Origin of the sequence: Segatella baroniae DSM 16972 = JCM 13447 (assembly GCF_000426585.1) — a bacterium.
GTDB lineage: Bacteria > Bacteroidota > Bacteroidia > Bacteroidales > Bacteroidaceae > Prevotella > Prevotella baroniae.
Genome location: NZ_AUFQ01000003.1, coordinates 217,791 through 242,637 on the forward strand (window position 1 = coordinate 217,791; position 24,847 = coordinate 242,637).

Genomic DNA, 24,847 nt, shown 5'->3' on the forward strand with positions numbered 1-24,847 from the left:
TATATTTTAAGAAGGATGTTTCTTTTTCATTTTTTTTACATTTTAAAGTTAAACATCTATTTATTATTAAGCTTGTCCCTCTGGCTTCTATTTCTTAGGTTTGATATAAAACACATCTTTTGCTTTAACGATTTGCAAAGGAGTTGTTAACGAAATCGTTGCCAAGACGTCTTCTATTGTGCAATTCAAATCAAGGCTACCATGGTACAGTTCTTCTTTCAAATCACCACTTAATTCTATCCTAACCGCATAATATCTGGACAGAGATTTCAATATATCACTTAATTTTTGTCCATTGAAATTCATCAAATCGTCTTTCCAACAAATGTACCGATAAACATCTACCTGACCGATGTTCACCTTCCCATGATCATTGGAAAGCCGCTGGTTAGGAACCAAACGCTTTCTAACCGTATTCCCAACATTCACATCCACACTACCTTGTACAAGTACAACGGCCGATTCGCTATCACTCGCATAGTCAGTCACATTAAATGAAGTCCCCAATACCGTTACTTCTAAACGATTCGTCTTTACCACAAATGGATGACCTGCATCTTTTTTCACATCAAGATAGACTTCTCCTTGTACATTCAAGATTCTGTTCGTTGAGAAATTAGAAGCATAAGATATAAAAGAGCCGGAATTGACCCACAAGGTAGAGCCGTCAGGCAAAAGAATCTTTGAGCGTTTCCCGTACGGAACGACAATCTGGTTCACATCAACTTTTCCTACCCGGGAATCTATGACGAACTGGTCGTCGACACTTATGGCACCATCCTCTCCTACCTTAATCGAAGCATTGTTCTTATCTAATCCAACGACTTGTTCACCATTTAAAAAGACCTTCACTTGTTTAGAGTGGTATAAAGAATCCATTCTCAAAGCGATTGGGGTATGGGCCGTATAGGTATGCGAAGAGTCTGTTAGCAGATGAGATACGACCAAACAAAGCAAAAATACGGCTGCTGCACTTGCTATAGACATCGCCCATCGATAACGAAGAGACACCGAACGTCTCGAAACAGGTGACGCCAACACATGCGAATCGCACTTCCGAGCAGTATCTATCATCGCATCAAAGCGATACATTTTATACGAGACGCTCGTCTTTTGACAATCCTCGACCACTCTAACGCCTCGAATAACAGTGATTGCGAAGTCAATCCTTGCTTCATAACCAGGATATTTAAGTTTATAAGACTCCAAATCAAAACCATCAACCACTGTTCCATACTTTGCCCATTGGAACAGATTGTCGTCTAATAAAAATTGCTCTATGTCTTTATAAGTATATTGCGCCATTAGCATCCACTATTTATTCTATGACAAATAAGAACGCATTTTTATACTCACAACCTGTGTTTTTCGGACGAAAATATGCAACTAAAACAAAAAAGAAGAATAGCAGACGACTTACAACTGTATAGTAATTGCTTGCAAAACAGATAAAAAAGAAGCCATTGGAACTCCTTTTCGAATCTTCTCTATTGATCGAAATAAAAGATTACGAGCTGATTGTACGTGGATGTCCATTATTTCTGAAATTTCGTCAAAACTCATTTCATGTACAAATCTAAGGTAAATGATTTCCTTTTGACGACCACTGAGTCCTCTCATAATATGATGCACTTCCTCAGAGAGCCCCTGCTGCTCATTAGAAAAGACCTCTTCATCAATCGTATAATTCAAATTAAAATCATAATTCTCAAGTGAGCGAAGTTTAGAATTGCGAAGGTGTTGATTATAAATTTGATTCTTTAAAGCACGAAACAAAAAAGGACGCAACTTTGTGTTGTCCTGTAATTCAATTTTTTTTTGATATAACTTGACGAACAAATCCTGAATCGCATCTTCTACCATTTTGTCATCCCCCCCTACACGATGACCATACGCCAACAAATCATCAAAGAACAGAAGGTAGAGACGAGAAAATGCCAATTCATTTCCATCCAGAAACTCTATCCAAAGCGTAGTAATTTGTTGTTGTTTGCTAAACATCATTTTCTTCTTGTTAAGACATATTTTAATGTGAGTTCGATGATATATAAATACTTGTAAATTTGATGATTAGCAAAATTTGTCATAACTTTATAGCACTAAAAACAAAGAATTACAAACAAAAATCGCAATAATCACCGAGAACAAAATTACAGAAATATTTTGTATGGCAGATGATTTCCGCAAGTTTTTTGATACAATGATGGCAAAATACACGCTAAAAGCGGTTAAGAAAAGAGCTTGTTACCATGATTCTACGATGTCAAAGGCAGAAATTCATGCTTATTACGATTCCCTTCCACGGCTCAGGCTACCGTTGCCTGAAACATTTCTATCTTGAAAAACTTTGTGTATAGCCCCCACTTCATGTTTTGTCGAAACCTAAGGACACACATTCAGAAGGTGTTCAAGGGTATTGCCCCAAGGGGGGGAGAATTTGAGACAAATCAATATGTGGCCAAATGTTCAAGCACCTCTCCAAGTTCTCCAATCATATCGAGATTTTGTCGGACGGCACATGGCCAAGTGGGTTGCGACAGGATTGCTTTTCGGAGGAGAAGGGACTGCTTTTACAACGCGAAAGCAGCCTTTTTGAAGGCTAAAAGGATAACCGTTACAAGCCAAAAGGGCAGCTTTGGCTTCGACTACCACAATTTGTAACAAGACATACTAAAAGGCAGAACCCCATGAAGACCGGCTAAAACAAGCGTTGCAGACCGCTCGGTCTGCAACGCTTGTTCATTCAATCTACACAACAGTGTGCTGAATGTGAGCTTTTTTTGCGGAAGATGAGGGATTCAAACCCCCGATACCCGGAAAGGGTATACCGGATTTCGAGTCCAGCGCATTCGGTCACTCTGCCAATCTTCCTTTTTTAAAGGGAAAGCTGCGGTCGTCGGTCTGACAATCCATCGCCGCAGGTCGCTCCTTCGTGATTGCACTGCAAAAGTATAAAGATTCGTTGAGATGGCAAAATATATTTTACAATATTTTCTTGATTTGCGCTTCAAGCCGCCCCACGTCCCTCTTGCGGACGGCAAGTGTCATGGAGCAGTCGATGTCATAATGCTGTCGGACGATGCGCGCGTCGAAGTCCTTGATGACCTTCATGATGTCTTTTGTCTGCTCATAGGCGAACTTGAATGAAAAGGTTTCTTCGACACGCCTTTGCTCCACGACCGAGTTCTCGATGGCCAAAGCCGCAGCCGTTCGATAAGCCGTCGCCAGCCTGCTCGTACCAAGGTTCACCCCTCCGTAGTAGCGGACAACAATGACGAGAATGTCGGTCAACTCATTGGCATTGATTTGTCCCAAAATCGGTTTGCCCCCCGTACTGCTCGGTTCTCCATCGTCGTTTGCCCTGAAAACGGCACGCTCCGCCCCCAGCATGTACGCATAGCAGACATGACGCGCATCATAATAGTCGTTTCGATATTGGCTGATGACGGACTTGACCTCGTCGATCGTTTCCACATGATGGGCAAAGGCGAGGAACTTACTTTTCAATTCTGAGTAAAATCCCTCGCCTATGCTCTTGTTGGATATGGTCTTGTATTCGTCCCCCATTTATTCCAGGCTGTGGATGACCAGGCCGCTTCTGAGTTTAGGTTCGAACCATGTGGCCTTTGGCGGCATGATTTTGCCACTGTCGGCGATGTCCATGATCTGTTTCATCGTGACGGGATAGAGGGCCAAGGCCATGCGCATTTCTCCACTGTCAACACGCCGCTTCAGCTCTTCGAGTCCGCGCAGTCCCCCAACGAAGTCGATCCGCTTGTCACTTCTGAGATCGGTAATCCCCAGAATGTCGTTCAGGATGAGACGTGACGAGATGTCGACATCCAAGACGCCGATGGGATCAGTCTCGTCATAAGTGTCCGGATGCGCAATGAGGCTGTACCAATGTCCGTCGAGATAGAGTGAAAATTCGTGCAGTCGACCGGGTTTGTAAACGTTTTCGCCCTTGTCCTCCACGTCGAAGTTCTCTTTGAGCCTGTCGAGGAACCGACTGGAATCAAGTCCGTTCAGGTCTTTCACAACACGATTGTAGTCTAAAATGGTCAACTGGCTGGCCTGAAAACAGACGGCCATGAAGTAGTTGTATTCCTCGGTCCCTGTATGGTTGGGATTGAGTTGTGCTTTTTCCGCACCGACAAGGGCTGCTGCGGCAGAACGATGGTGGCCGTCGGCAATATAGAGCGACGGCATTTTCTCGAATTCCTTTGTGATTGCAAGAATGTCTTCCTGCTTGTCAACTATCCAGAATTGGTGTCTGAAATGGTCTTCCTTTGCCACAAAGTCATACTCAGGGGGCAGGGCTGCATATCTTTTTATGATTCGATCCAGCACCTCGTTGTCCGGATAGGCGAAGAAGACCGGTTCGATGTTGGCATTGTTGACCCTGACATGTTTCATGCGGTCTTCTTCCTTGTCGCGGCGGGTGAGTTCGTGCTTTTTGATGACGCCATTGAGGTAGTCGTCGACCAGCGCGCCTACGACCAAACCATATTGGGTTTTGCCATCCATCGTCTGGGCATACAGATAATAGCAATCTGTCGTATCTTGAACCAGCCAACCCTTGTTGATGAAATCCTGGAAATGCTCTTTCGCGCTTTGATAGACCCGAGGGTCATATTCGGAAGTTCCCTCGGGAAAGTTGATTTCAGGTTTGATGATGTGATACAGGCTCTTCTCGTTATCGCCAGCCTCCAGGCGTGCCTCCTCAGAGTCCAACACGTCATAAGGGCGGCTTTGCACATCTTCCACATACTGTTTGGGTGGACGTATGCCCTTGAAAGGTTTTATGGTAGCCATAAGTAAAAAAGTATTGATGGTAATTAGATAATAAATCTCGCTGAAAAACGTAATCTCCCCCGCCTTCCTATACAGAAGGCGGGGGGCGGATTTATTTGTTGACTTGGAATTTTGTGCACCCGTCCTTGAAGAATGCGTTTATCTGGCAGGCAGCGGCGACACCCGCGTTCAGGTTGGCTTCCGCAGTCTGCGCTCCCATCTTCTTCGGGGTGGAGAAATATCTTCCTTCCAACTTCAAGAAATCCTCATGGGCGTCGGGCTTGATGTCGGTGATGAATTTAAGGTCTTCACGCTCGGACAGAAGCCGCAACAATTCCGCTTCGTTGATGATTTCCTTCCGGGCGGTGTTGATGAGCACCCCGCCCTTCTTCATCTTGCCGACAAGCGCATGGTCGATGCTGTTCCTTGTTTCCGGAGTTGCGGGGATATGCAGCGAGACGACGTCGCATGTCGCAAACAGCTCTTCCTGGTTCCGAACAGGATGCACGCCTGCGGCCTCAATGACATCGGCGGGGCAATAGGCATCGTAGGCATAAACGTCCATGTCGAATCCTTTGGCTATTCTGGCGACATTGCGTCCTACGTTTCCAAATGCCAACAGACCAATCTTCCTGCCCTTGAGTTCACAACCAGACTTGCCGTTGTAGAAGTTGCGGACTGCATAGACAAGCAATCCGAAAACAAGTTCAGCCACAGCGTTGGCGTTTTGGCCTGGAGTGTTTTCCACAACGACATGGTGGACTGTGGCCGCATTCAAGTCAATATTGTCATAACCAGCTCCAGCCCGTACTACGATTTTCAGCTGTTTGGCGGCTTCGAAGACTTCGGCGTCGACCTTGTCGGAGCGAACTATCAGTGCGTCGGCTTCGGAAACAGCCGACAGCAGTTGAGACTTTTCCGAATATTTCTCCAAGAGTTCAAGTTCATGGCCAGCCTTTTCGATTTCATCCCGCATACGGGCTACGGCAGCAGAAGCAAACGGCTTCTCTGTTGCAATCAATATCTTCATAGCTTTTAGGATTATGGTTAGTATTTGGCTTCAAACTCTCTCATGGCCTTTATCAAGGCATTGACTCCCTCGACCGTCTGCGCATTGTAGCAAGAAGCCCGGAAACCGCCGACACTTCTGTGTCCCTTGATTCCAACCATGCCTCGTTCCGTGGCAAAGTCGAAGAACGGCTTTTCAAGCTCCTTGTATTCGTCGTTCATGACGAAGCAGATGTTCATGAGCGACCGAGAGTCCTCTGCGACCGTACCACGGAACAATTTGTTCCTGTCAATTTCTCCATAGAGTAATTCGGCACGCTGATGCGCTCTCTGTGCCGCAGCCTCTACACCTCCATTCTTCTTCACCCATCTCAAAGTTTCCAACATGGAGTAAATAGGCACAACCGGCGGCGTGTTGAACATCGACCCCTTCTCGACGTGAGTGCGATAATCGATCATCGTCGCCAACTCCCTGGGGGCCTTGCCAAGCATATCGTCCTTGAGAATAATGACTGTGACGCCTGCCATGGCGATGTTTTTCTGTGCACCGGCATAGATGGCCGTATATTTGGAAACGTCGACGGGGCGACTCAGAATGTCCGAGCTCATGTCCGCAACCATGGGAACCTTCACGTCCGGATCCTTCAAGATTTCGGTTCCATAGATTGTGTTGTTTGTCGTGATGTGCAGATAATCCACATCTTCAGGCACCGAAGCCTCGAATCCAAATGGATAATAGGTATAGTTGGAATCGGCAGAAGAAGCTACTTCCACTACTTCACCAAACATTTTAGCCTCCTTAAGTGCTTTCTTGGCCCAAGTTCCGGAATTGACATAAGCAGCTTTTCTAATCAGGAAATTGGCAGGAATCTGCATGAATTGCAACGAGGCGCCACCTCCCAAGAAAATGACGGAATAGCCTTCCGGAATCTGCAAGAGCTCCTTGAACAGAGAAACGCTCTCGTCCACAACTGGCTGGAAGTCTTTTGAGCGGTGGCTTATCTCCATCAGAGAAAGGCCGGAACCATTGAAATCCAGAATTTGCTTGGCAGTATTCTCAATGACTTCGCGTGGAAGCATCGACGGACCTGCATTAAAATTGTACTTTTCCATTTGGTAAAAATTAGATATTTAAATAATAGGTAAATAATCCATGTTGCGAAAATACACTAATTATTTGATTCACGCAAATATCTATACAAAAATAAGCAACAATAAGTAATTTTGTGACGTTTTGCTATGTATTCCCAATTATTCATGACATAAATTTATCACAACAAGGCTTTTCCAAGAGTAAAAAGGTTCCTTTTGTCTCAAAGATAAACAACTATTTTGGAATCGCAAAGGATTTTGCGATAAATTATCTATTTTTCTTCAACTATCGTCTTGATACCTTTTATTTTAAGTCCTTTGGCCTTCTTGAGCGCGAAGGGGGCTGACGTTCTGTCTACAGCAACCAACGAATAATAGTCATATATGTCAATTCGGCCAATGTCTTGGCTCGACAGACCGCATTGCTTGCAGAAGAATCCTACGACATCTCCTTTGCTGATTTTGTTTTTCTTCCCTTTGCCTATGTAGAGGGTGGTCATCTTGGGAAGCGGAACAGCCCGACTGCGAGGGTCAAGTTGCTGTTCTGCGACAGGCAAATCAAACGGTTCAAATTCCGCTTCTACATAAGAAGGTATGGACTCTTCGGGGCCAACAATGACAAAGGCCCTTCCGACAGCGTTCCATCTCGCGGTGCGTCCCACTCGATGGATAAACGATTCCGGCGTTTCCGGAAGATGATAGTTGACTATGTTCTGCACATCGGGCATGTCCAGCCCCCGCGCCCCCAAATCCGTGCAGACCAGAATGTTGGAGCTTCCATTCATGAACTTGTAAAGAGAATCTTCGCGCCCGGCCTGATCAAGTCCACCATGGTAGACCGCGGGCATGAAGCCGAATGATTTCAGGAAATTGGCCACACGCTCTACCGCGTCACGATAATTCAGAAAGACGATTGTGCTTTGGTCGCCAAGATAAAACAAAAGGTTTAGCAAACATGCCAACTTGTCTTTGTCACTGCTGTTGATTTGGTATAGTTTTATCCTGTCAGCCATGGCGCGTTTGGGGACAAGGTAGTCAAGTGTGGTGTAATGGCTTGTGAAACCGCCTGTTTCCAGTTCCTTGCAGCGTGTTGCGGACAAGAAGACGTGTCCGACATGTGCCGGAAGGGTTGACAGCAGGCTTGTCATCTCGTTGCGAAAGCCCAATTCCAAGCACTTGTCGTACTCGTCCAAAACAACATAGCGTATGTGTTCGGTCGAAATGTTGCCTTTCGCAATGTGGTCGTTCAGTCGTCCCGGTGTCCCGAAAATGATTTTAGGCTGAAGCTTGCGCATTATTCTATGCTCGTCCATCGCGGGTCTTCCTCCGAAGCATGCACATGCGTTTATATCCGTCCCCATGCTCTTCAACACATCGGCAGACTGCATGGCCAGCTCTCTTCCCGGGACGACAACAAGACATTCCAGCTGGGTGGTCGAAGTGTCCAACTGTTCAATGATGGGCAAGAGATATGACAGCGTCTTGCCCGTCCCCGTCGGCGACAAGACCATGACGTTGCTTTTGTCTTTATGCCTCAAGGTGTCGTAAACATCTTGTTGCATGGCATTCAATTTATAACCGAGTTTGTCCAAGACTTGATTTAGATATTCCATAATGTCCTATATTTATTTTTTCATGTTTCGGAGAATCTTGTCGATGTTGTCAAATTCCTTTCCCATATTCAGGTTGAGATAGATGGTGTATAGGGGAAGGGCCCACCGGTCTTGCCGATCGGGCGCGAGTGCTCGATACCGCTCAAAATATTTTAGAGCCTCACGGTAAAACCGAATGATGTTTGCGTGCTGCGACCTCGCGACAGAGTAATTCTTGTCCAGTTCAATGGCCTGATTGTAATAAACCAATGCGGCATTCAAGAACGCATCGGGAAAACTGTCGTTTAAGGAGATGAGTTTCAAGCAGACGGTCAGACATTTGTCGTACTGGGATGTATTCAATAAAATGGTGCTTTTTGCAAACAGATAATTTTGATTCGTACTGTCGACCACCAATCCGTAATCGCATATAGCCAGCGCGCTGTCATAATCGTTCTTTCGGGAGTAATGTTCAACGAGCCTTGGGAAGAAATAAGGGAAAGACGGATATTTGTAGAAGCCTTCTTTCAACGTGGAGAAGTATCTGGCGGTGTCGTTTTCCGCACGATACGTCTCTGCCAGATATTGCAGCATGAGACAGTAGTTGGCCGTATCTTTCAAAGCCAAATAAGAATGGTGCAACGTCGCTTTGGGATTGTGGAGCTTGTAGCCGCAATACACGGCCCAATAGGCCGCTTCGGGGAGTAGCTTGTCGCTGTCAAGATAATGAAAGGAAGAAAACAAAGGTTTGTGGGCCGTGTTGATGTACTCGTCAAAGAAACGATATGCCGTGTCATACTTCTGCTTGCCAAGGAAAAACAATCCTCCGTTGTATAGATTAGGCCTATATTCGTCGAGGATTTCCGTATATTTCTTTTTGAAGGCGAATCCTTCCTTTCCCCTTTTATCGGAGCGTGCGGCCGTGGCTTTGTCATAGTCGTCCAAGACGGAAAACATCTTTTGGGTCTGCATGAATAGAGAGATTGTATCATATTTTTGCTTCAAATACAATTTCTCGTTTTCATTTTCATACTGCTTGCGAATCGACTCAAAGAGAATCGTCCATATCCTATCGTTTTGACGATTGACGGAATCTGCCAACAAATCTCTCATAAGTTGTTCGGCTTTCGGAAGATTCTTGCCGGTTCTGACAAGGCTCTTGGCGGTAGAAATATCCTTATTCTGCGAATACCCCAAAACAAAGGCGAAGTTTAACAGTACGATCCAAAGTGATTTCTTCATCTTTTATGGAATTTGATGATTAAATGAAAACCATGGTGCCTGGATTGGAAGGCAACATCAAGAAGCATCTTACTTTGGCTTGTCAAGCAATGGTGGAGAATAGGAAAGCAATCCATCTTTTCCAGCATGTTTTTCCCAGACAGGCCTTTTATATGCCAAGCAAAGGGCATAGATTAAGAAAAAAGGCAGTAGCCAAACGACTGCTGCCTTTTAAGAGTTTGTTATTTGTTAAGACTTTCCATCGCCTTGGTTCTTGCGTCATTGGCACCATAGATTGTGTAATAGCATTGGTACAGGGGATAGCTCCAATTGGCTTTTTCACGATCCGGGTCCAACTCTTTTGCCTTTTCCAAAATCTCCATAGACTCTTTGTATAGAGCCTTCTGTTCAGGAACAGTGTTCAAATTTGCCGCTTTCGAGTTCAAGCAGAAGCCCAAATATGTCAAGATGATGACATTCTTGTCGTCGATGGCAGAAGCCTTCTTGAAACTTGCAATCGCCTCTTCCATGTTACCGGCATTCATTTCATTCTGTCCCTTCAAGGCCCAGGCTGAAAAATTATTCGGTTCTTTCGCGAGTTTGTCCTTGATGACCTGGTCTTGCTCTGCTGTCATTTTCAGACTTCCATACATGCTTGCCAGAGTGGCGAAAATCTGATCGTTCTTGCTGTCCTGCGTATAGAGCCCCTTGAGTTTGTTGACATAGTTGACAGAGTCTTCACGGGTCTTGAGCCCCTGCTGCATGATGTAAAGCTTCAGATTAAGTGCGTCTTTATACACAGCCGTATCCTTCATCGCAATGTCTACATATTTGTTCGCGTCGTCCATTTGCTTGCTTTGAAATGCAAAGACAGCAGCAACGCGGGCTACTTCACCTAGATACTGGTCTGGAGTCTTGGACTTGTCCACGCCATTGAAAAGAGGATCGGTGGATGAATCGACGTAAAGTGCATAGTTCTTAAAGGCAAGTGCTGTGTTTTCTGCGTTACCGGCCTGCTGTCCACCATTGATCAAATGGGTTCTAAGTCCCCAAAGTCTATCTGAGTTTGATTTCTGGAATCTGGGCTTCACCTTTCCCTTCTCATTGGGCTGCTGGTCAAACTGGTTGCAAAGCATGGCGTTTTGCATGGCCTCCATCACGGCATTGTAAAAGCCGAGCGTGTCGAAAGCCTGTTGCTTCCCTTGTCCAAATTGGCTGGCCATCTGGTTGGAAGTGATAATGGCTTGCTCTTTATTAACCTTATCCATTGCCAGGTCTACCAGTTTATTGTAAGCCTTTGCTTTTTCCTCGGCATTCGCCAATTGGCTGAGACTTGATTTCAAAAGGCTTTGTGCCTCTTCATAGGTCTTGGCCTTAAGAATGGCCTTCAATGGTTCGCTGTCACCAGCAAATGCTGTAGATGTACCTAGTATCATCATTGCAGCAATTATCAATTTTTTCATAATTGAATTGTTTAAAAGGTTTGGTTATTTTCTTTGTTAATTTGATTCTTCAGAAGCAAGTCCTTCCTTTACATTGTTCGTTGATGAATCGTTGTCCATGTCGTCTGGAGCTGCATTTCCACCTACAGAGGCAAGAGGGTTGATGTCATTTTTGATTTCCTGATTCTTCATGGCCCATTTCGAGCGGCTTTCTTCTTCGACAGACGCTTCCAACTCTGAGCACATGACTTTGCAGACACTCGCAATGACATCGTTTTTCTTTTCCAGATTAATGAGCTTCACACCTTGCGTAGCCCGACCCATAACGCGGCAGTCTGCAACGGCAAGTCGAATTACGATTCCACTCTTATTGATGATCATCAAATCGTTTTCATCCGTCACATTCTTGATGGCAACCAGAAGCCCGGTCTTCTCAGTGACATTCAAGGTTTTCACGCCCTTGCCACCTCGATTTGTAACCCTGTAATCTTCCACTTGCGAACGTTTTCCGTAGCCATTTTCGCTGACAACCATAATCGTTTCTTCTTCGGGATTGTTGACAACTACCATACCAACAACCTGGTCGTTTGCATCGTCCAACCTCATTCCGCGGACACCCGTGGCTGTCCTACCCATGGTGCGAACCGTATTCTCGTTAAAGCGCACAGCACGTCCATTCTTGTTTGCAATAATCAGTTCGTTGTCGCCATTGGTGAGACGAACGTCAACAACTTCGTCTCCTTCTGTAATATTGATGGCAATGACACCGTTTGTACGTGGCCTCGAATAAGCTTCGAGACTGGTCTTTTTTACAGTTCCGTTCTTGGTTGCAAACACCACGTAATGAGAATTGACGAAGTCATCGTCATTCAACCCTTTCAGGCGCAAAATCGCATTGATGGCGTCATCAGGTTCTATATTAAGCATATTCTGGATGGCCCTTCCCTTGGAGTCTTTGCCTCCCTCCGGAATCTCATAACACTTGAGCCAGTAGCATCTGCCTTTCTTCGTAAAGAACAGCATCGTTTGGTGCATGGTGGCCGGATAGATAAATTCCGTGAAGTCCTGTTCGCGATGACGGGCCCCTTTACTGCCGACACCGCCACGTGCCTGCTCTCTGAAGTCAGAAAGAGGAGTCCGTTTGATATAGCCCATGTGACTGACTGTAATGACAACAGGGTCGTTTGGATAGAAATCTTCCGGATTAAACTCGTGGTCATAAGGCTTGATCATGGTGCGACGCACGTCTCCATACTTTTCCTTCACTTCCAGAAGGTCATCTTTCATCACCTTCTTACATAGCTCCGGATCGTTAAGGATTTGATTGTAATAATCTATTTGACGTTCAAGTTCCTCGTATTCGGCGTGCAATTGATCCATCCTCAGACCGGTCAACTGACTCAGTCTCATGTCTACAATGGCTTTGCTCTGAAGTTCGTCAAGATCAAAACGCTTTTCAAGATTCACCTGTGCATCGGACGGAGTCTTGCTGTTCCTGATGATGCGAACCACTTCATCGATGTTGTCACAGGCAATAATCAAGCCTTCCAATATATGTGCACGTTCCTGCGCTTTCTTCAAATCATATTGCGTACGCCTGATGGTAACCTCATGGCGATGCTCGACAAAGTATTTGATACACTCCTTGAGGTTTAAAATTCGTGGACGTCCCTTTACAAGCGCAATGCTGTTGACAGAGAAAGAGCTTTGCAATGCCGTCATTTTAAACAGTTTGTTGAGCACGACGTTTGCATTGGCTTCCCGCTTGACATCTATGACGATACGCATGCCTTGACGGCCCGACTCATCGTTCGCGTTGGAAATGCCATCAAGCTTTCCTTCTTTTACCAATTCTGCAATATACTCTATCAGTTGTTGCTTGTTGATGCCGTATGGGATTTCCGTAATGACAATCTTATCGTGGTCTTCGCCGCTCTCAATGTCGGCAGTAGCCCTGATGATGATTCGCCCCCGCCCTGTCTCATACGCATCCTTGACGCCTTGAAGCCCATAAATCGTTGCCCCTGTAGGAAAGTCGGGGGCGGGAATATACTGCATCAAGCCATCTGTGTCAATATCAGGATTGTCAATGTATGCACAGCAGCCATCGATGACTTCACCGAGGTTATGGGTGGGAATGTTCGTCGCCATTCCCACGGCGATACCGTTTCCTCCATTGACCAACAAATTGGGGATTCTCGTGGGCATGACCGTCGGCTCCTGAAGCGTGTCGTCGAAGTTGTTGGTCATATCCACGGTATCTTTTTCAAGATCGTCCATGATATGCTCGCCCATCTTTGACAATCGGCACTCCGTATAACGCATGGCTGCGGGAGAGTCTCCATCCACGGATCCAAAGTTTCCTTGTCCATCAACAAGTTTGTAACGCATGTTCCAATCTTGCCCCATCCGGACTAAAGCCCCATACACGGAGCTGTCTCCATGGGGATGATATTTACCAAGTACTTCTCCAACGACACGGGCGCATTTCTTGTATGGACTCGTACTGGTGTTGCCAATTCCAAGCATTCCATACAGGATACGTCGATGAACAGGTTTGAATCCATCACGCACATCAGGAAGAGCACGGGCAACGATGACGGACATGGAATAATCTATGTATGAAGATTTCATCTCTTCCTCGATGTTTATCTTCAAGATGCGGTCTTGGTCAATTGTCTGATTTTCGTCCATTTATTTTTTCTTTTTTCTTATTTAAGAGCTCGCCCTAAATACATAAGAATCTCTTTTAAGCACATTTCCTTTTGATTTAAGACGTTTTACTAATTTTTCAAGTTGCTAAATTATACAAAATAACTGGTATATTCAAATTATTGGAATTAATTCACGCGAATTTACAAATTATTTGCAGCTTATGATAATGTGCAAGAAGCGGAATCATAAAAAAGGAAGCTAAAATTTTAGCCTCCTTGCATTCGGTTGGTTCTTATACGCCCTTTGGCCAACAACCCTTGCTCAAGATTGAAGAATGATCAGCCAAAGTTGTCATACATGATTGCATCTTGTTCAACGCCAAGGCTGTCAAGATAATCAGTAACGGTCTTAATCAGCATTGGGGGGCCGCAAAGATAGTATTCGCAATCTTCGGGAGCCTCGTGGTCTTTAAGATACGAATCTCTAATGCAGTTGACGGCGAAACCTTCATAGTATTTCACTCCTTGCTCGTCAGCGACAGGATCCTTCCTGTCAAGCGACAGATGAAAGTGGAAATTGGGGAATTCCTTTTCCAACGCCCAAAAGTCTTCCAGGAAAAAGGCCTCTACCAAAGCACGTGCGCCATAGAAGAAGTGCATTTCTCTGTCTGTAGTGTGCAGTGTCTTTGTCATGTGCATGATTTGGGCTCGCAATGGTGCCATTCCAGCGCCTCCGCCTATCCATATCATTTCTTTTCCAGAAGTGAAGTTAGGATGGAAATCTCCGTAAGGCCCGCTCATGAGCACTTTGTCGCCAGGCTTTAAGCTGAAGATATAAGAAGAACCAATGCCTGTCGGTACGTCCTGAAATCCAACTTGCGGTCTGGGCAAGAAGGGTGTGCTTGCAATACGAACAGTCAATGTGATGATGTCTCCTTCCGCAGGATAGTTTGCCATGGAATAAGCGCGCACAGTCGGCTCGGGATTGTGCGCTTTCAGGGAGAACAAGTTGAACTTTTCCCATGTCCCTATATAATCTTTTCCTATGGCCTCTTTGTCAAAGTCTTTGTCATAATCGATGCAATCGTATGCGGGTATCTTTATCTGTGCATACGACCCTGGGATAAAGTCCATGTGTTCTCCTGCCGGCAACGCGACTTTAAACTCTTTGATGAACGAACTCACATTCGTGTTGGATATGACTGTACACTCCCACTCTTTTACCCCCATGACACTTTCGGGCACCTTTATCTTCAGGTCGCCCTTTACCTTGCATTGGCAACCTAAACGCCAATGGTCTTTTATTTGTTTGCGGGTGAAGTGCGAACGCTCGGAGTCGAGAATCTCTCCCCCGCCTTCCAAAACTTGAACCTTGCACTGGCCACAACTGGCTTTTCCTCCACATGCGGATGGAAGGAATATGCCGTTTTCATTTAGGGTGGACATCAATGAGCCTCCTTGTCCCACTGACAGTGTCTTGTCTCCGTTTATCTCTATACTTACGTTACCACTTGGACTTAAATACTTTTTTGCCACCAGCAAAACGATGACCAAGAGGATTATCGTAACCAAAAATACTCCGATACTTACTGATATAAATTCTGTCATAAAGAAAATCCTCCGCCTTAAAATTTCAATCCGCTAAAGCATAGCATGGCCATGGCCATGAGCCCTACCGTTATGAATGTTATGCCTAACCCTTGCAATGGTCGAGGGACATCGCAATATTCCATTTTTTCTCTAATGGCACCCATTGCGACTATAGCCAATGTCCAACCAAGACCGGAGCCAACAGCATAAGCAACACTGTCAAGCACACTCGTTATCGCCTGCGTATTAGAGGGTTCCATCAAAATACGTTGCTGCATGAACAATGAAGCCCCCATGATGGCACAGTTCACGGCAATGAGCGGTAGGAATATACCCAAGGCACTGTAGAGAGATGGCGAATATTTTTCCACGACCATTTCAACCAGTTGGGTAATACCTGCTATAACTGCAATGAACAGAATGAAACTAAGATATGACAAATCGACTCCCGGAACGATACAATCAGGTCCCAAGACTTTGGTTTGAAGGAGATAATCGACAGGTACGGTAATCAGTAAAACAAACGTTACCGCCAAGCCCAATCCCAAAGAGGTCTTTACATTTTTAGATACGGCCAGATAGGAGCACATACCCAAAAAATAAGCAAAGATCATGTTGTCAACAAAGATTGAACGAAAGAATAAATTAACCAAGTGTTCCATGTACTATTTCTCCTTATAAAAAAAAGCACGATGCACCCAGATAACGCAGCCCACAAGAATGAGGGCCATTGCAGACATTGTCATCATACCATTATTCATATAACCAACTTCATACGCGCTTTCGGGAATGATTTGGAAACCCAACAAACTGCCGCGTCCCAACAACTCGCGCACGGCACCTACGATTACGAGAATCATTGCATAGCCCAAACCATTGCCAACGCCATCCAAGAAACTTGGCCAAGGTTTGTTGTTCATGGCAAATGCCTCCAGACGCCCCATTAAAATACAATTTGTTATAATCAGTCCTACATAGACGGAGAGCTGCACACTCACGTCATATGCCACCGCTTTCAAAACTTGACTTACTATCGTTACCAGAGCGGCAACAACAACTAATTGCACGATAATACGTATTCGATTGGGAATCGTTTTACGAATGGTCGCGATGATTACATTGGAAAATGCTGTAATAATCGTAACTGCAAGTCCCATGACAATGGCTGGCTTCAGTTGCGAAGTGACGGCTAAAGCAGAACAGATTCCAAGAACCTGCACCATTATAGGATTATCCAGATTTAATGGATTGCAGAAAGCCTCTTTATTTTGTTTGCTAAATAATGACATAATATTTATTTTCTATTTGCACAAAACTATTTTTCTGGAGACAATGCCGCTTCTGAGATAAGACGTGGAAGTTTATACTTCGCCAAGCAATCCTTTAACATTTCATCTACACCATTGGAAGTTAAAGTCGCTCCCGTCACGGCATCGACCTCATTTTCAGGATTCTTGACAACCTTCTTGACACCCAAGACAATATCAGAAGAGCCTACCTTGAAGACCTTTTTGCCTATAAACTTTTCTTGCCATGCTTGGTTATCCTTGATTTCCGCTCCAAGACCGGCAGTTTCACTTTCATGATTGAAATAGGCACCATAAACAGTATTCATATCAGAACCATCAATTGCGATGAAGCCGGATATGCCGCCCCATAATCCCATCCCCTTGAGTGGAAAAACATAAACAGTCTTATTCTTCACCTTGCATTCGTAATATACTAGACCGTCTTTATTCAAGGCCTTAACCGTTTGGTTATAAGTCTTTTCTGCTTCTTCGTTCGACAAACTACGAATATTCAAAGAATACAAAATCTGTTTCTTTTGATCCAAGGCCACATTGATGTCCTGCATCGGTTTTAGAGCCGTATAGACAAATGCCAACAGAAAAGCGACGACAACAACCAATACGGCAGAATAAACGACTGTATATGAGTTTGTGTTTGTTTTCATACTTTTTCTCCTTACTTAATACGATTTGCTCTGCGCGTGATATTTCTATCTACAACATAGTAATCTATGAGGGGCGCAAACATATTCCCAAAGAATATCGCAAGCATCATGCCCTCGGGATATCCGGGGTTCATAACTCTTACGATAATAGCCATCGCCCCTATCAAAAATCCATATATGTATTTGCCAGTTTCTGTTCGTGCAGAGGTTACCGGATCTGTAGCCATGAAAACGGCGCCAAAGCAGAAACCACCTAAAAAAAGATGTTCGTACCACGATATGGATGTCATCCCCATGGCTTTAAAAACAAGCGCCAACGCAATGCCGCCGGCAAACACGCTTCCCATTGTCTTCCATGATGCAATGCCAGTCCACAATAATATAATGGCACCGATTGCAATGGCAATGACGGAAGTCTCTCCAATAGAGCCAGGTATGAGTCCTATGACCATATCAGAGATGCCTGCATTCGGTGCAAGTCCCTGCCCTATTTGACTGAGTGGAGTTGCCATTGTAAAGCCATCAGCGAGATTGTTGCCCAATCCCAGGAGTGAGTTTTGCGCAACCCACACCATATCTCCTGTCATTTTTGACGAATAAGAGAAAAACAAGAACATACGTGCCCCGACGGCGACATTGAAGATGTTCATCCCTGTACCTCCGAAAATCTCTTTACAAAAAATCACGGCAAAAGCACAAGCTAGCGCGAGCATCCACAACGGCGTCGTGACAGGTATGATTAAAGGAATGATAATGCCAGACACCAAATAGCCTTCCTGTATTTCCTCGTGCTTCCATTGAGCCCAAGCAAATTCTATCCCCAAGCCAACGATGTAGCTGACTAAGATTTTAGGCAATACGGCTAAAAAGCCATAGCAAAAGACTTCCAGAAAAGAAGCACTTGCCAATGTGCCGGCTGCCAGATAGTTTTGATAGCCAACATTATACATGCCGAAAAACATGGCAGGCAAAAGTGCTATTACGACCATGCTCATGATACGCTTTGAATCGATGGCGTCATGGATGCTGGAGCCACTCTTCGAAGTTGTGTTCGGCACGTAAAGAAATGTTTCCAACCCATCAAATACGCTCTCAAATACGTGAAGTTTTCCTCCCTTTTGAAAGTTTGGTTTAATTTTATCGAGATATTTTCTTAAACTCATAGTCGTCATGCGTTTTCTTTTCGTAATGTGTTCAGTCCCTCGCGAACAATCTTTTGCAGTGGCATTTTCGAACTATCCACAAATTCGGCCAGGGCGAAGTCTTCCGGACTTACTTCATAAATCCCCAGCTGCTCTTGCCTGTCGATGTTACCGGCAATAATGGACTTTATAAGATACTCTGCATAAACATCCATAGGGAGCACGCTGTCGTATTCTCCGCTCATAATCATGTGACGCTTACCGCCCTTGACACGTGCGTCCAAATCATATTCCTTGTTTTTGCCAAACAGCCATGAAAAATAACTGCGTGAAACCGAGAAATTATTTAATCGGGGACTGATCCATCCTAAGATTTCATTTACATTGTCTCCCTCTGGAATACATGTGATTTCTGAAGTATGGGCTCCTACATAGTCTTCGAGGGAACTAACGTTTCCTGTCAACGGGTTGCCGTTAATGATTCGAATATGTTCACTATGCAACAATCGCCCTTGCAATATTGTGGAGAATGGTGCGCCGACAATGGTTTCGACATAGCAAGGATGGATAACTTCACTCCCTCCAATGGCGATGCGTTTTTGTAAATCGACCTTCCCCGTCAAAAATAGTCGACCAAAGAAAATCACAGACGCAGGATCCACTGTCCAAACAACTTCACCTTTATTAATAGGAAGAATATGATTGATTTGAACTCCAACGTTTCCAGCTGGACAGGGACCGTCGAAAGCATTGATTTCAACGTCTTTTGCGTTGAGCAATGCCGTGCTCTTTTGCTCAACGCTGACGCTCAAATAAACCTTGCCCATCGTGCTCAAGGCCGTCAGGCCTGTTTGAAACGCCTCCTCATTGCCTTCAAGCTCCGTTTCAAAGTCTGCTGCCAACGGCATGTCCCTAAATGCAGAAACAAAAATAGCCTTTGGCTCTGTTGTAGGGTTTGTGGAAATCGCGTATGGCAACTGATTGACATAACCAAACAAACCGGCTTCCAACAATGCTTCCTTGACTTTCTCACCACTCAAAGAAGAAACGTCCTTTTTCCCAAAGTCTATATAACCTTGCTCACTGTCAGTCTGCACTTTAATACAGAGGACTTTTCGTCTATCGCCCCTTATGATGGCTGTAACTTTACCACTAACAGGTGAGGCGAACTTTACTTCAGGAAAATTCTTGTTGACAAACAATGCACTGCCAGCCTGTACTTGCTCTCCCTCTTTAACGACCAGTTTAGGAACGACCCCCTCAAAAGCAGCAGGCACCAAAGCCACTTCCGCCGGCAGTTCGGTCGAAATCTTTTCCTTGGTAGCCTTGCCTTTAAGGTTTAAGTTTAAGCCTTTACGTAACTTAATGACATTCACCATAGTTTAGAAACTACATTTATTTAAATACTTCAAAATAATCAAACCATCTTTTTTGACATAAGACCCAAGATACATATTGCCCGAAATCTCGTGCAAATATAATCAAAATTAAATGTATGTAAAAATAAAACAACTTTTTATTTTAGTATTCACCATTTAAAATGTAATTTTGTAATACAAATTCAGAACGATTTCAGCTGAAAAGGATAGCTCATATATTAAATGGCTTTGTGTGGACTTTGGTATCAATCTACATCGCCTGTATTCTATTACTGAACATTCCAGTAGTACAGAATGCCATTGCTCATACGGCAAGTACTGCTTTAGAAAAGAAAATAGGAGCAAGAGTCGTCCTTAAACGTGTGGATTTGGGAATCTTCAACCGCGTGATTATCGACGGATTCGAAGTTTACGACCGCCATCAAAAGCCCCTGTTGAAGTCAAGCCGCTTGTCGGTAAAACTCTCTCTCTACGACCTGCTTTGTGGAAAGATAAATATAACATCCGCGCAATTTTTTAATATGTATGCAAATATATATAAAGAAACGGCGACTTCCGACTTGAACTGTCAGTTCATTATCGATGCGTTTAAATCGGATGAAGATGCGACAGAGACTTCCCTGAATTTCGACATAAAATCTCTGGTGGTACGAAACAGCGGGATAAAATTCGACAATTGGCATTCACCCGTTGACCGTACCCAACGGAAACTGGATTTCAACCATATAGACATTCGTCATCTAAACGCCCATCTGAGCTTCGCTGTCCAAAAGGATGGCAGTATCTCGGCCTCGCTCAAGAATCTTTCGTTTCAAGAACATTCAGGGCTTGTTGTCAAGGACCTCCATTTTGGGCTGTCTGCCAAAGCTGGGCATTGGCAGGTTCGGGATTTTACCTTGCGGCTGCCCGAATCCTTTGTCAAACTATCAGATTTCTCTCTGTACCATTCCACCACCGACCGCTCTTGGCATGCCATATCATTAAATAATAATGTGCAACTGAATGGTAAGGTTTTCCTACCGGACATGGGCTGTCTGATTCCAAGTTTGAAACAGGTTCGGTATCAATTCAACTTCTCCTCAAAATTTGGTTTCAGCAACCAAACGGCCACTATCCTAAACCTTTCACTCCATAGTCGACAAATGGGAGTGAGGCTGGCTGTTTCGGGAATGGTGAATTTCCATAAAAGGCAGAACAGCCCACACGCCGATATCAAATTGCATCTGCTTGATGTCAGACAGCAGGGGATTGACGAATTGATTGCGCTCGGATGGCTTCCCCTGCCTTTCAAAAGGCTTCATGCCCTCACGCTGCGTGGGCAAGCCAAGGGCCATGTGCATGATTTTTCGATAAACGGCTCCTTGTCGACTGATCTTGGGAAAGCAGATGTCAACTTCTCCAAAATCGGTACGCATGTGACAGGACAGATTACCGACGGACATTTCGATTTAGGAAGGCTGTTTGCCAAACCCGCATTAGGTTCTGTCAATGTGCAGGCATTCGTGAAAGGCGACTTGTCAAGGGGCAAACTTGATTTAAAAGGGCAAGGAAGTTTGTCCAACTTGGTTTACAACGGATACACTTATCGAAGTTTGGATTTTAACGGACGCTATCTCAAGAGTGCCTCCGATACGCATCTGGAGGCCTCTCTCGATATGGACGATCCGAATGGATCCATCAAGACAAGTGGAACTTATCTGACGAAAAAAAACATACCGACAATTGATGCAACCATTCAGGTCAAGCGATTCTGTCCGTCAGTCTTGAGATTGACGAACCGATGGGGCGATAGTCGTTTTGACGCAGATATAGCAGCCAATTTCTCTGGACGTTCACTGAACGAGGCTTTGGGATTTCTGAGGATATCCGATTTCTCCATGACAGGGCAAAAAGGGGATTTTGCTCTAAAAAGCCTGCACGTAGATATTGGAAAAGAGCAGGGCAAGAAAAATGTTTCTGTGACAAGCGACTTTGGAACTCTGAATCTTCGGGGCAACTTTGATTACACCCAATTGCCTTTTACGTTAAGCAACCTCGTCAAGAGCTACCTGCCCTCCATGCCCGGCCTGTCGGCGACAAAGACAGAGATGGGTGCAGATAATGATTTTAGCATAACGGCGCATTTGAACAATTCCGATTTCATATCAAAGTTTTTCACCATCCCCGTGAACATTTTTCAGCCGGCCGACTTGCAAGGTTATGTGCACGGCCGCCAGAAACAGGTTGCGTTGAATGTCAGTCTTCCACATTTTGAGTATAATGGCAATAGATTCAAAAACGGACACATTGTCGTTTCCTCACCTAATGACTCTCTGAAGATGGTCACCTCTTTCATTAGGGAAGAGGAAGAAGGCAAAGAACTTTCCGTAGCCATCAAAGCAGCGGCAGTCAAGGATTATCTGTTGTCCACAATAGAGTTCGACAACGGCAGGACAAAGCGGTTGCGAGGAGCCCTCAACGCACAGACATCCTTCTTCTTCAATGAGAAGAAACAAGCCACCGCACACGTGAAGGTATTGCCGTCGCACATATTTGTGAGCGATTCAACGTGGAATATCGAACCCTGCGACATTGTTTATTCAAAAGACAATTTGATTGTCGACCATTTCGCCGTTGAGCACAACAAACAACACATCATTGTTTCCGGGCTGGCTTCGCGAAACAAATCGGACAAGCTCATACTGGATTTGAAGGAGGTCGATGTCGGTTACTTGCTGAATCTACTCAATTTTCACGCCGTTTCTTTCGGCGGAGAGGCAACGGGTGTCGCAAGTATATCTTCGATTTTTCACCATCCTGAGATGGAAGCGCAATTGAGCGTTGACAAATTCAAGTTCCAAGAAGGCAATCTGGGCCTCCTTCGGGCAAAAGCAGTTTATGACAGCAACGAAGGCAAGATCAATATAGACGCCGTTGCAGAACAAGATGGCGACCGAAAGACTCTGATCAACGGATTCGTCTCGCCTTTACACGACAATATAGACCTGACCATTCGAGCCCAAAAGACCAACATCAAATTTCTGAAAAGCTTCTGCGGCAGTTTCATGGACGACATCAATGCTTCCGCAGTGGGAGCAGTCCGACTTGCCGGCCCGCTGGGTGCGATGAACTTGACAGGAGAGTTGGTAGCGGACGGAACGATAAGAATCATTCCGACCAACACCACATATCGGTTAGCCAACGACACGATAAGGATGATTCCCGACCATATTATCCTATCCAGAGACTCCGTATACGACAGGAATGGCAATTTGGGGATTGTCAATGGCGTTTTGCGACATCAGAATTTGACCCAATTAACATACGATTTGAATATAACGGCACGGAATCTGCTTTCTTACGACACCCACGAATTTGGCGACAACACTTTCTACGGGACCGCCTACACATCAGGCACCTGCCATGTCTACGAGCACAATGGAGAAATATCCTTGGACATCGACGTAACTCCTGAGCGGGGGTCGCAGTTCGTTTACAATACCGCAAGCCCTGGCGGAGTCGGCAACCAAGAGTTCATTCATTGGAGGTCGCCCCTCCCCCCCACGCTCCAGCAACATGACAGTTTATCTGTCGGTCATGTTGCCGATTCGGACGAGAAGGAGGACACTCCCTCGAATATGCGAATCAATTTCCTCATCAACATGACGCCCTATGCCTCACTGAAGCTGTTGATGGATGACAAAACAGGAGATTATATATCTTTATATGGAAATGGCGTGCTTCGTGCCAGCTATTTCAACAAGGGTCGCTTTGAGATGTATGGCAATTATGTCATAGACCATGGAACATACAAACTCACCATACAGAACATTGTCAAAAAAGAATTTCTCTTCAATCAAGGTGGAACCATCGCCTTCGGAGGCGACCCTTATGCGGCAGCACTCGACCTAAAGGCTCAATACACGGTTCCTGCGGTAAGTTTAGCAGACCTGAACATGGGACAGAGCTTTACGACCAACAATGTGAAGGTGAATTGCTTTATGAACATTTCCGGAACACCGGCCAATCCCAGGTTGGATTTCTCTCTCGACATCCCAACGCTCAACAACGAGGCGAAACAAATGGTCTATAGCGTTATCAACAGCGAAAACGAGATGAATCAACAGGTGTTGTATCTGTTGGCTGTCGGAAGATTCTATTCGCAGAACAACCAAAATGCCGAAGACATGCCGAGAGGGATGCAGCAGAGTCAGACCAGTCTCGCCATGCAGAGCATTCTGAGCGGAACGGTCAGCCAACAAATCAACAATGTACTTTCATCTCTCACGAAGAATGACAATTGGAATTTTGGCGCCAACATATCCACGGGCAACGAGGGGTGGAACAATGCCGAGTATGAGGGATTGCTTTCCGGTCGCCTCCTCAACAACAGATTGTTGGTCAACGGCCAGTTCGGCTATCGGGACAACCCGGCAACCTCCACCAGCTTCATTGGCGATTTCGAGGCCAAATACCTGCTTACGCCGAATGGAAACTTTTCCATTCGCGTGTACAACCAGTCCAATGACCGATATTTCACCCGCAACAGCTTGAACACACAGGGTATAGGGCTTGTCATTAAAAAGGAATTCAACGGCTGGAAGCACCTTTTCAAGAAGAAGAAAAAGAAGAAGTGACAGCCTGAAGCGCTCCCCAGAAGACGTGCGCGATTGTCGTTGGATTATTTTGGACTCCATCCACTGCTCCTGAAACTCTTTACCTTGTTCATCAGACCATTCACATGAAATAAGGTGTTGCCTTCATTTATTCCCTTTTCAAATCCGACAGCCATACTCTACCCTTGAAAGTTTCTCTGCGAATAATTCATCAGCGAAATCATTTGTCCGAGCGGAAAGGCTGCGATTGCGTGATGAAAGCTGTGCTTCGGGCGAGCGGAAAGGCTGCGATTGTGTGATGGAAGCTGTGCTTTTAGCCCATGAAAGCAGTGCTTTGGGCTCCTGAAAGCAGTGCTTTGGGCGGACGAAAAGGCAGCGGTTGGA

General features: G+C 45.1%; 18 protein-coding genes, 1 tRNA gene and 1 pseudogene. 2 read left to right on the top strand and 18 right to left on the bottom strand.

Annotation, left to right across the window (positions count from 1 at the left end; all coding sequences use genetic code 11):
• Positions 1-87: 87 nt before the first annotated feature.
• On the bottom strand, positions 88-1,305 hold the full coding sequence (locus K334_RS0103965; RefSeq protein WP_025880454.1) for a FecR family protein: 1,218 nt from the start codon (positions 1,303-1,305) through the stop codon (positions 88-90).
• A 111-nt stretch (positions 1,306-1,416) separates the two neighbouring features.
• On the bottom strand, positions 1,417-2,004 hold the full coding sequence (locus K334_RS0103970; protein WP_021588564.1) for an RNA polymerase sigma factor: 588 nt from the start codon (positions 2,002-2,004) through the stop codon (positions 1,417-1,419).
• Positions 2,005-2,131: 127 nt separating this feature from the next.
• On the opposite strand from K334_RS0103970, the pseudogene K334_RS15415 reads away from it, so the two are divergent.
• A pseudogene (locus K334_RS15415) lies at positions 2,132-2,430 on the top strand (IS982 family transposase); the annotation flags it as partial.
• Positions 2,431-2,783: 353 nt separating this feature from the next.
• On the opposite strand, the gene K334_RS0103975 reads toward K334_RS15415, so the two are convergent.
• From K334_RS0103975 to K334_RS15005, 16 genes are all read right to left on the bottom strand, one after another.
• Positions 2,784-2,871, bottom strand: a tRNA-Ser gene (locus tag K334_RS0103975).
• Positions 2,872-2,982: 111 nt separating this feature from the next.
• Positions 2,983-3,567, bottom strand: coding sequence for an IMPACT family protein (locus tag K334_RS0103980; RefSeq protein ID WP_025880451.1), 585 nt, complete (start codon positions 3,565-3,567; stop codon positions 2,983-2,985).
• Positions 3,568-4,815, bottom strand: a complete 1,248-nt coding sequence (locus K334_RS0103985; RefSeq protein WP_021588480.1) for a DUF1015 domain-containing protein — start codon at positions 4,813-4,815, stop codon at positions 3,568-3,570. It lies immediately after the preceding gene.
• A 91-nt stretch (positions 4,816-4,906) separates the two neighbouring features.
• Entirely contained in the window at positions 4,907-5,824 is a 918-nt protein-coding gene (locus K334_RS0103990) for an NAD(P)-dependent oxidoreductase (protein ID WP_025880450.1), read from the bottom strand.
• 17 nt (positions 5,825-5,841) lie between these two features.
• Positions 5,842-6,915 carry a 3-phosphoserine/phosphohydroxythreonine transaminase gene (gene serC / locus K334_RS0103995; RefSeq protein ID WP_025880449.1) on the bottom strand — a complete coding sequence of 358 codons (1,074 nt, stop codon included), beginning with the start codon at positions 6,913-6,915 and terminating at the stop codon, positions 5,842-5,844.
• Between the two features lie 251 nt (positions 6,916-7,166).
• Positions 7,167-8,507 (bottom strand): DEAD/DEAH box helicase, encoded by a 1,341-nt coding sequence (locus K334_RS0104000; RefSeq protein ID WP_025880448.1) that lies wholly within the window; start codon positions 8,505-8,507, stop codon positions 7,167-7,169.
• Between the two features lie 12 nt (positions 8,508-8,519).
• Positions 8,520-9,728: a tetratricopeptide repeat protein gene (locus K334_RS0104005; protein WP_025880447.1), complete on the bottom strand. Its 1,209-nt coding sequence runs from the start codon at positions 9,726-9,728 to the stop codon at positions 8,520-8,522.
• A gap of 221 nt (positions 9,729-9,949) precedes the next feature.
• Positions 9,950-11,170: a tetratricopeptide repeat protein gene (locus K334_RS0104015; protein ID WP_027444553.1), complete on the bottom strand. Its 1,221-nt coding sequence runs from the start codon at positions 11,168-11,170 to the stop codon at positions 9,950-9,952.
• Between the two features lie 36 nt (positions 11,171-11,206).
• Positions 11,207-13,843: a DNA gyrase subunit A gene (gene gyrA, locus K334_RS0104020; protein ID WP_025880446.1), complete on the bottom strand. Its 2,637-nt coding sequence runs from the start codon at positions 13,841-13,843 to the stop codon at positions 11,207-11,209.
• A 299-nt stretch (positions 13,844-14,142) separates the two neighbouring features.
• Positions 14,143-15,411, bottom strand: coding sequence for an NADH:ubiquinone reductase (Na(+)-transporting) subunit F (gene nqrF / locus K334_RS0104025; protein WP_025880445.1), 1,269 nt, complete (start codon positions 15,409-15,411; stop codon positions 14,143-14,145).
• 17 nt (positions 15,412-15,428) lie between these two features.
• On the bottom strand, positions 15,429-16,055 hold the full coding sequence (nqrE, locus tag K334_RS0104030) for an NADH:ubiquinone reductase (Na(+)-transporting) subunit E (protein WP_021588530.1): 627 nt from the start codon (positions 16,053-16,055) through the stop codon (positions 15,429-15,431).
• 3 nt (positions 16,056-16,058) lie between these two features.
• Complete coding sequence (locus K334_RS0104035) at positions 16,059-16,682, bottom strand: NADH:ubiquinone reductase (Na(+)-transporting) subunit D (protein ID WP_021588556.1); 624 nt, start codon at positions 16,680-16,682, stop codon at positions 16,059-16,061.
• Positions 16,683-16,708: 26 nt separating this feature from the next.
• On the bottom strand, positions 16,709-17,347 hold the full coding sequence (locus K334_RS0104040) for an FMN-binding protein (protein ID WP_025880444.1): 639 nt from the start codon (positions 17,345-17,347) through the stop codon (positions 16,709-16,711).
• A gap of 11 nt (positions 17,348-17,358) precedes the next feature.
• Positions 17,359-18,510 carry an NADH:ubiquinone reductase (Na(+)-transporting) subunit B gene (locus K334_RS0104045; RefSeq protein WP_025880443.1) on the bottom strand — a complete coding sequence of 384 codons (1,152 nt, stop codon included), beginning with the start codon at positions 18,508-18,510 and terminating at the stop codon, positions 17,359-17,361.
• A 5-nt stretch (positions 18,511-18,515) separates the two neighbouring features.
• On the bottom strand, positions 18,516-19,868 hold the full coding sequence (locus tag K334_RS0104050; RefSeq protein WP_025880442.1) for a Na(+)-translocating NADH-quinone reductase subunit A: 1,353 nt from the start codon (positions 19,866-19,868) through the stop codon (positions 18,516-18,518).
• Positions 19,869-20,992: 1,124 nt separating this feature from the next.
• A complete protein-coding gene (locus K334_RS15005; protein ID WP_161625372.1) occupies positions 20,993-21,208 on the bottom strand; it encodes a hypothetical protein in 216 nt (71 codons plus the stop codon).
• Positions 21,209-21,229: 21 nt separating this feature from the next.
• Between K334_RS15005 and K334_RS0104055 the strand changes: the two genes are divergently transcribed.
• Positions 21,230-24,484, top strand: coding sequence for a translocation/assembly module TamB domain-containing protein (locus K334_RS0104055; RefSeq protein ID WP_161625373.1), 3,255 nt, complete (start codon positions 21,230-21,232; stop codon positions 24,482-24,484).
• Positions 24,485-24,847: the final 363 nt, after the last annotated feature.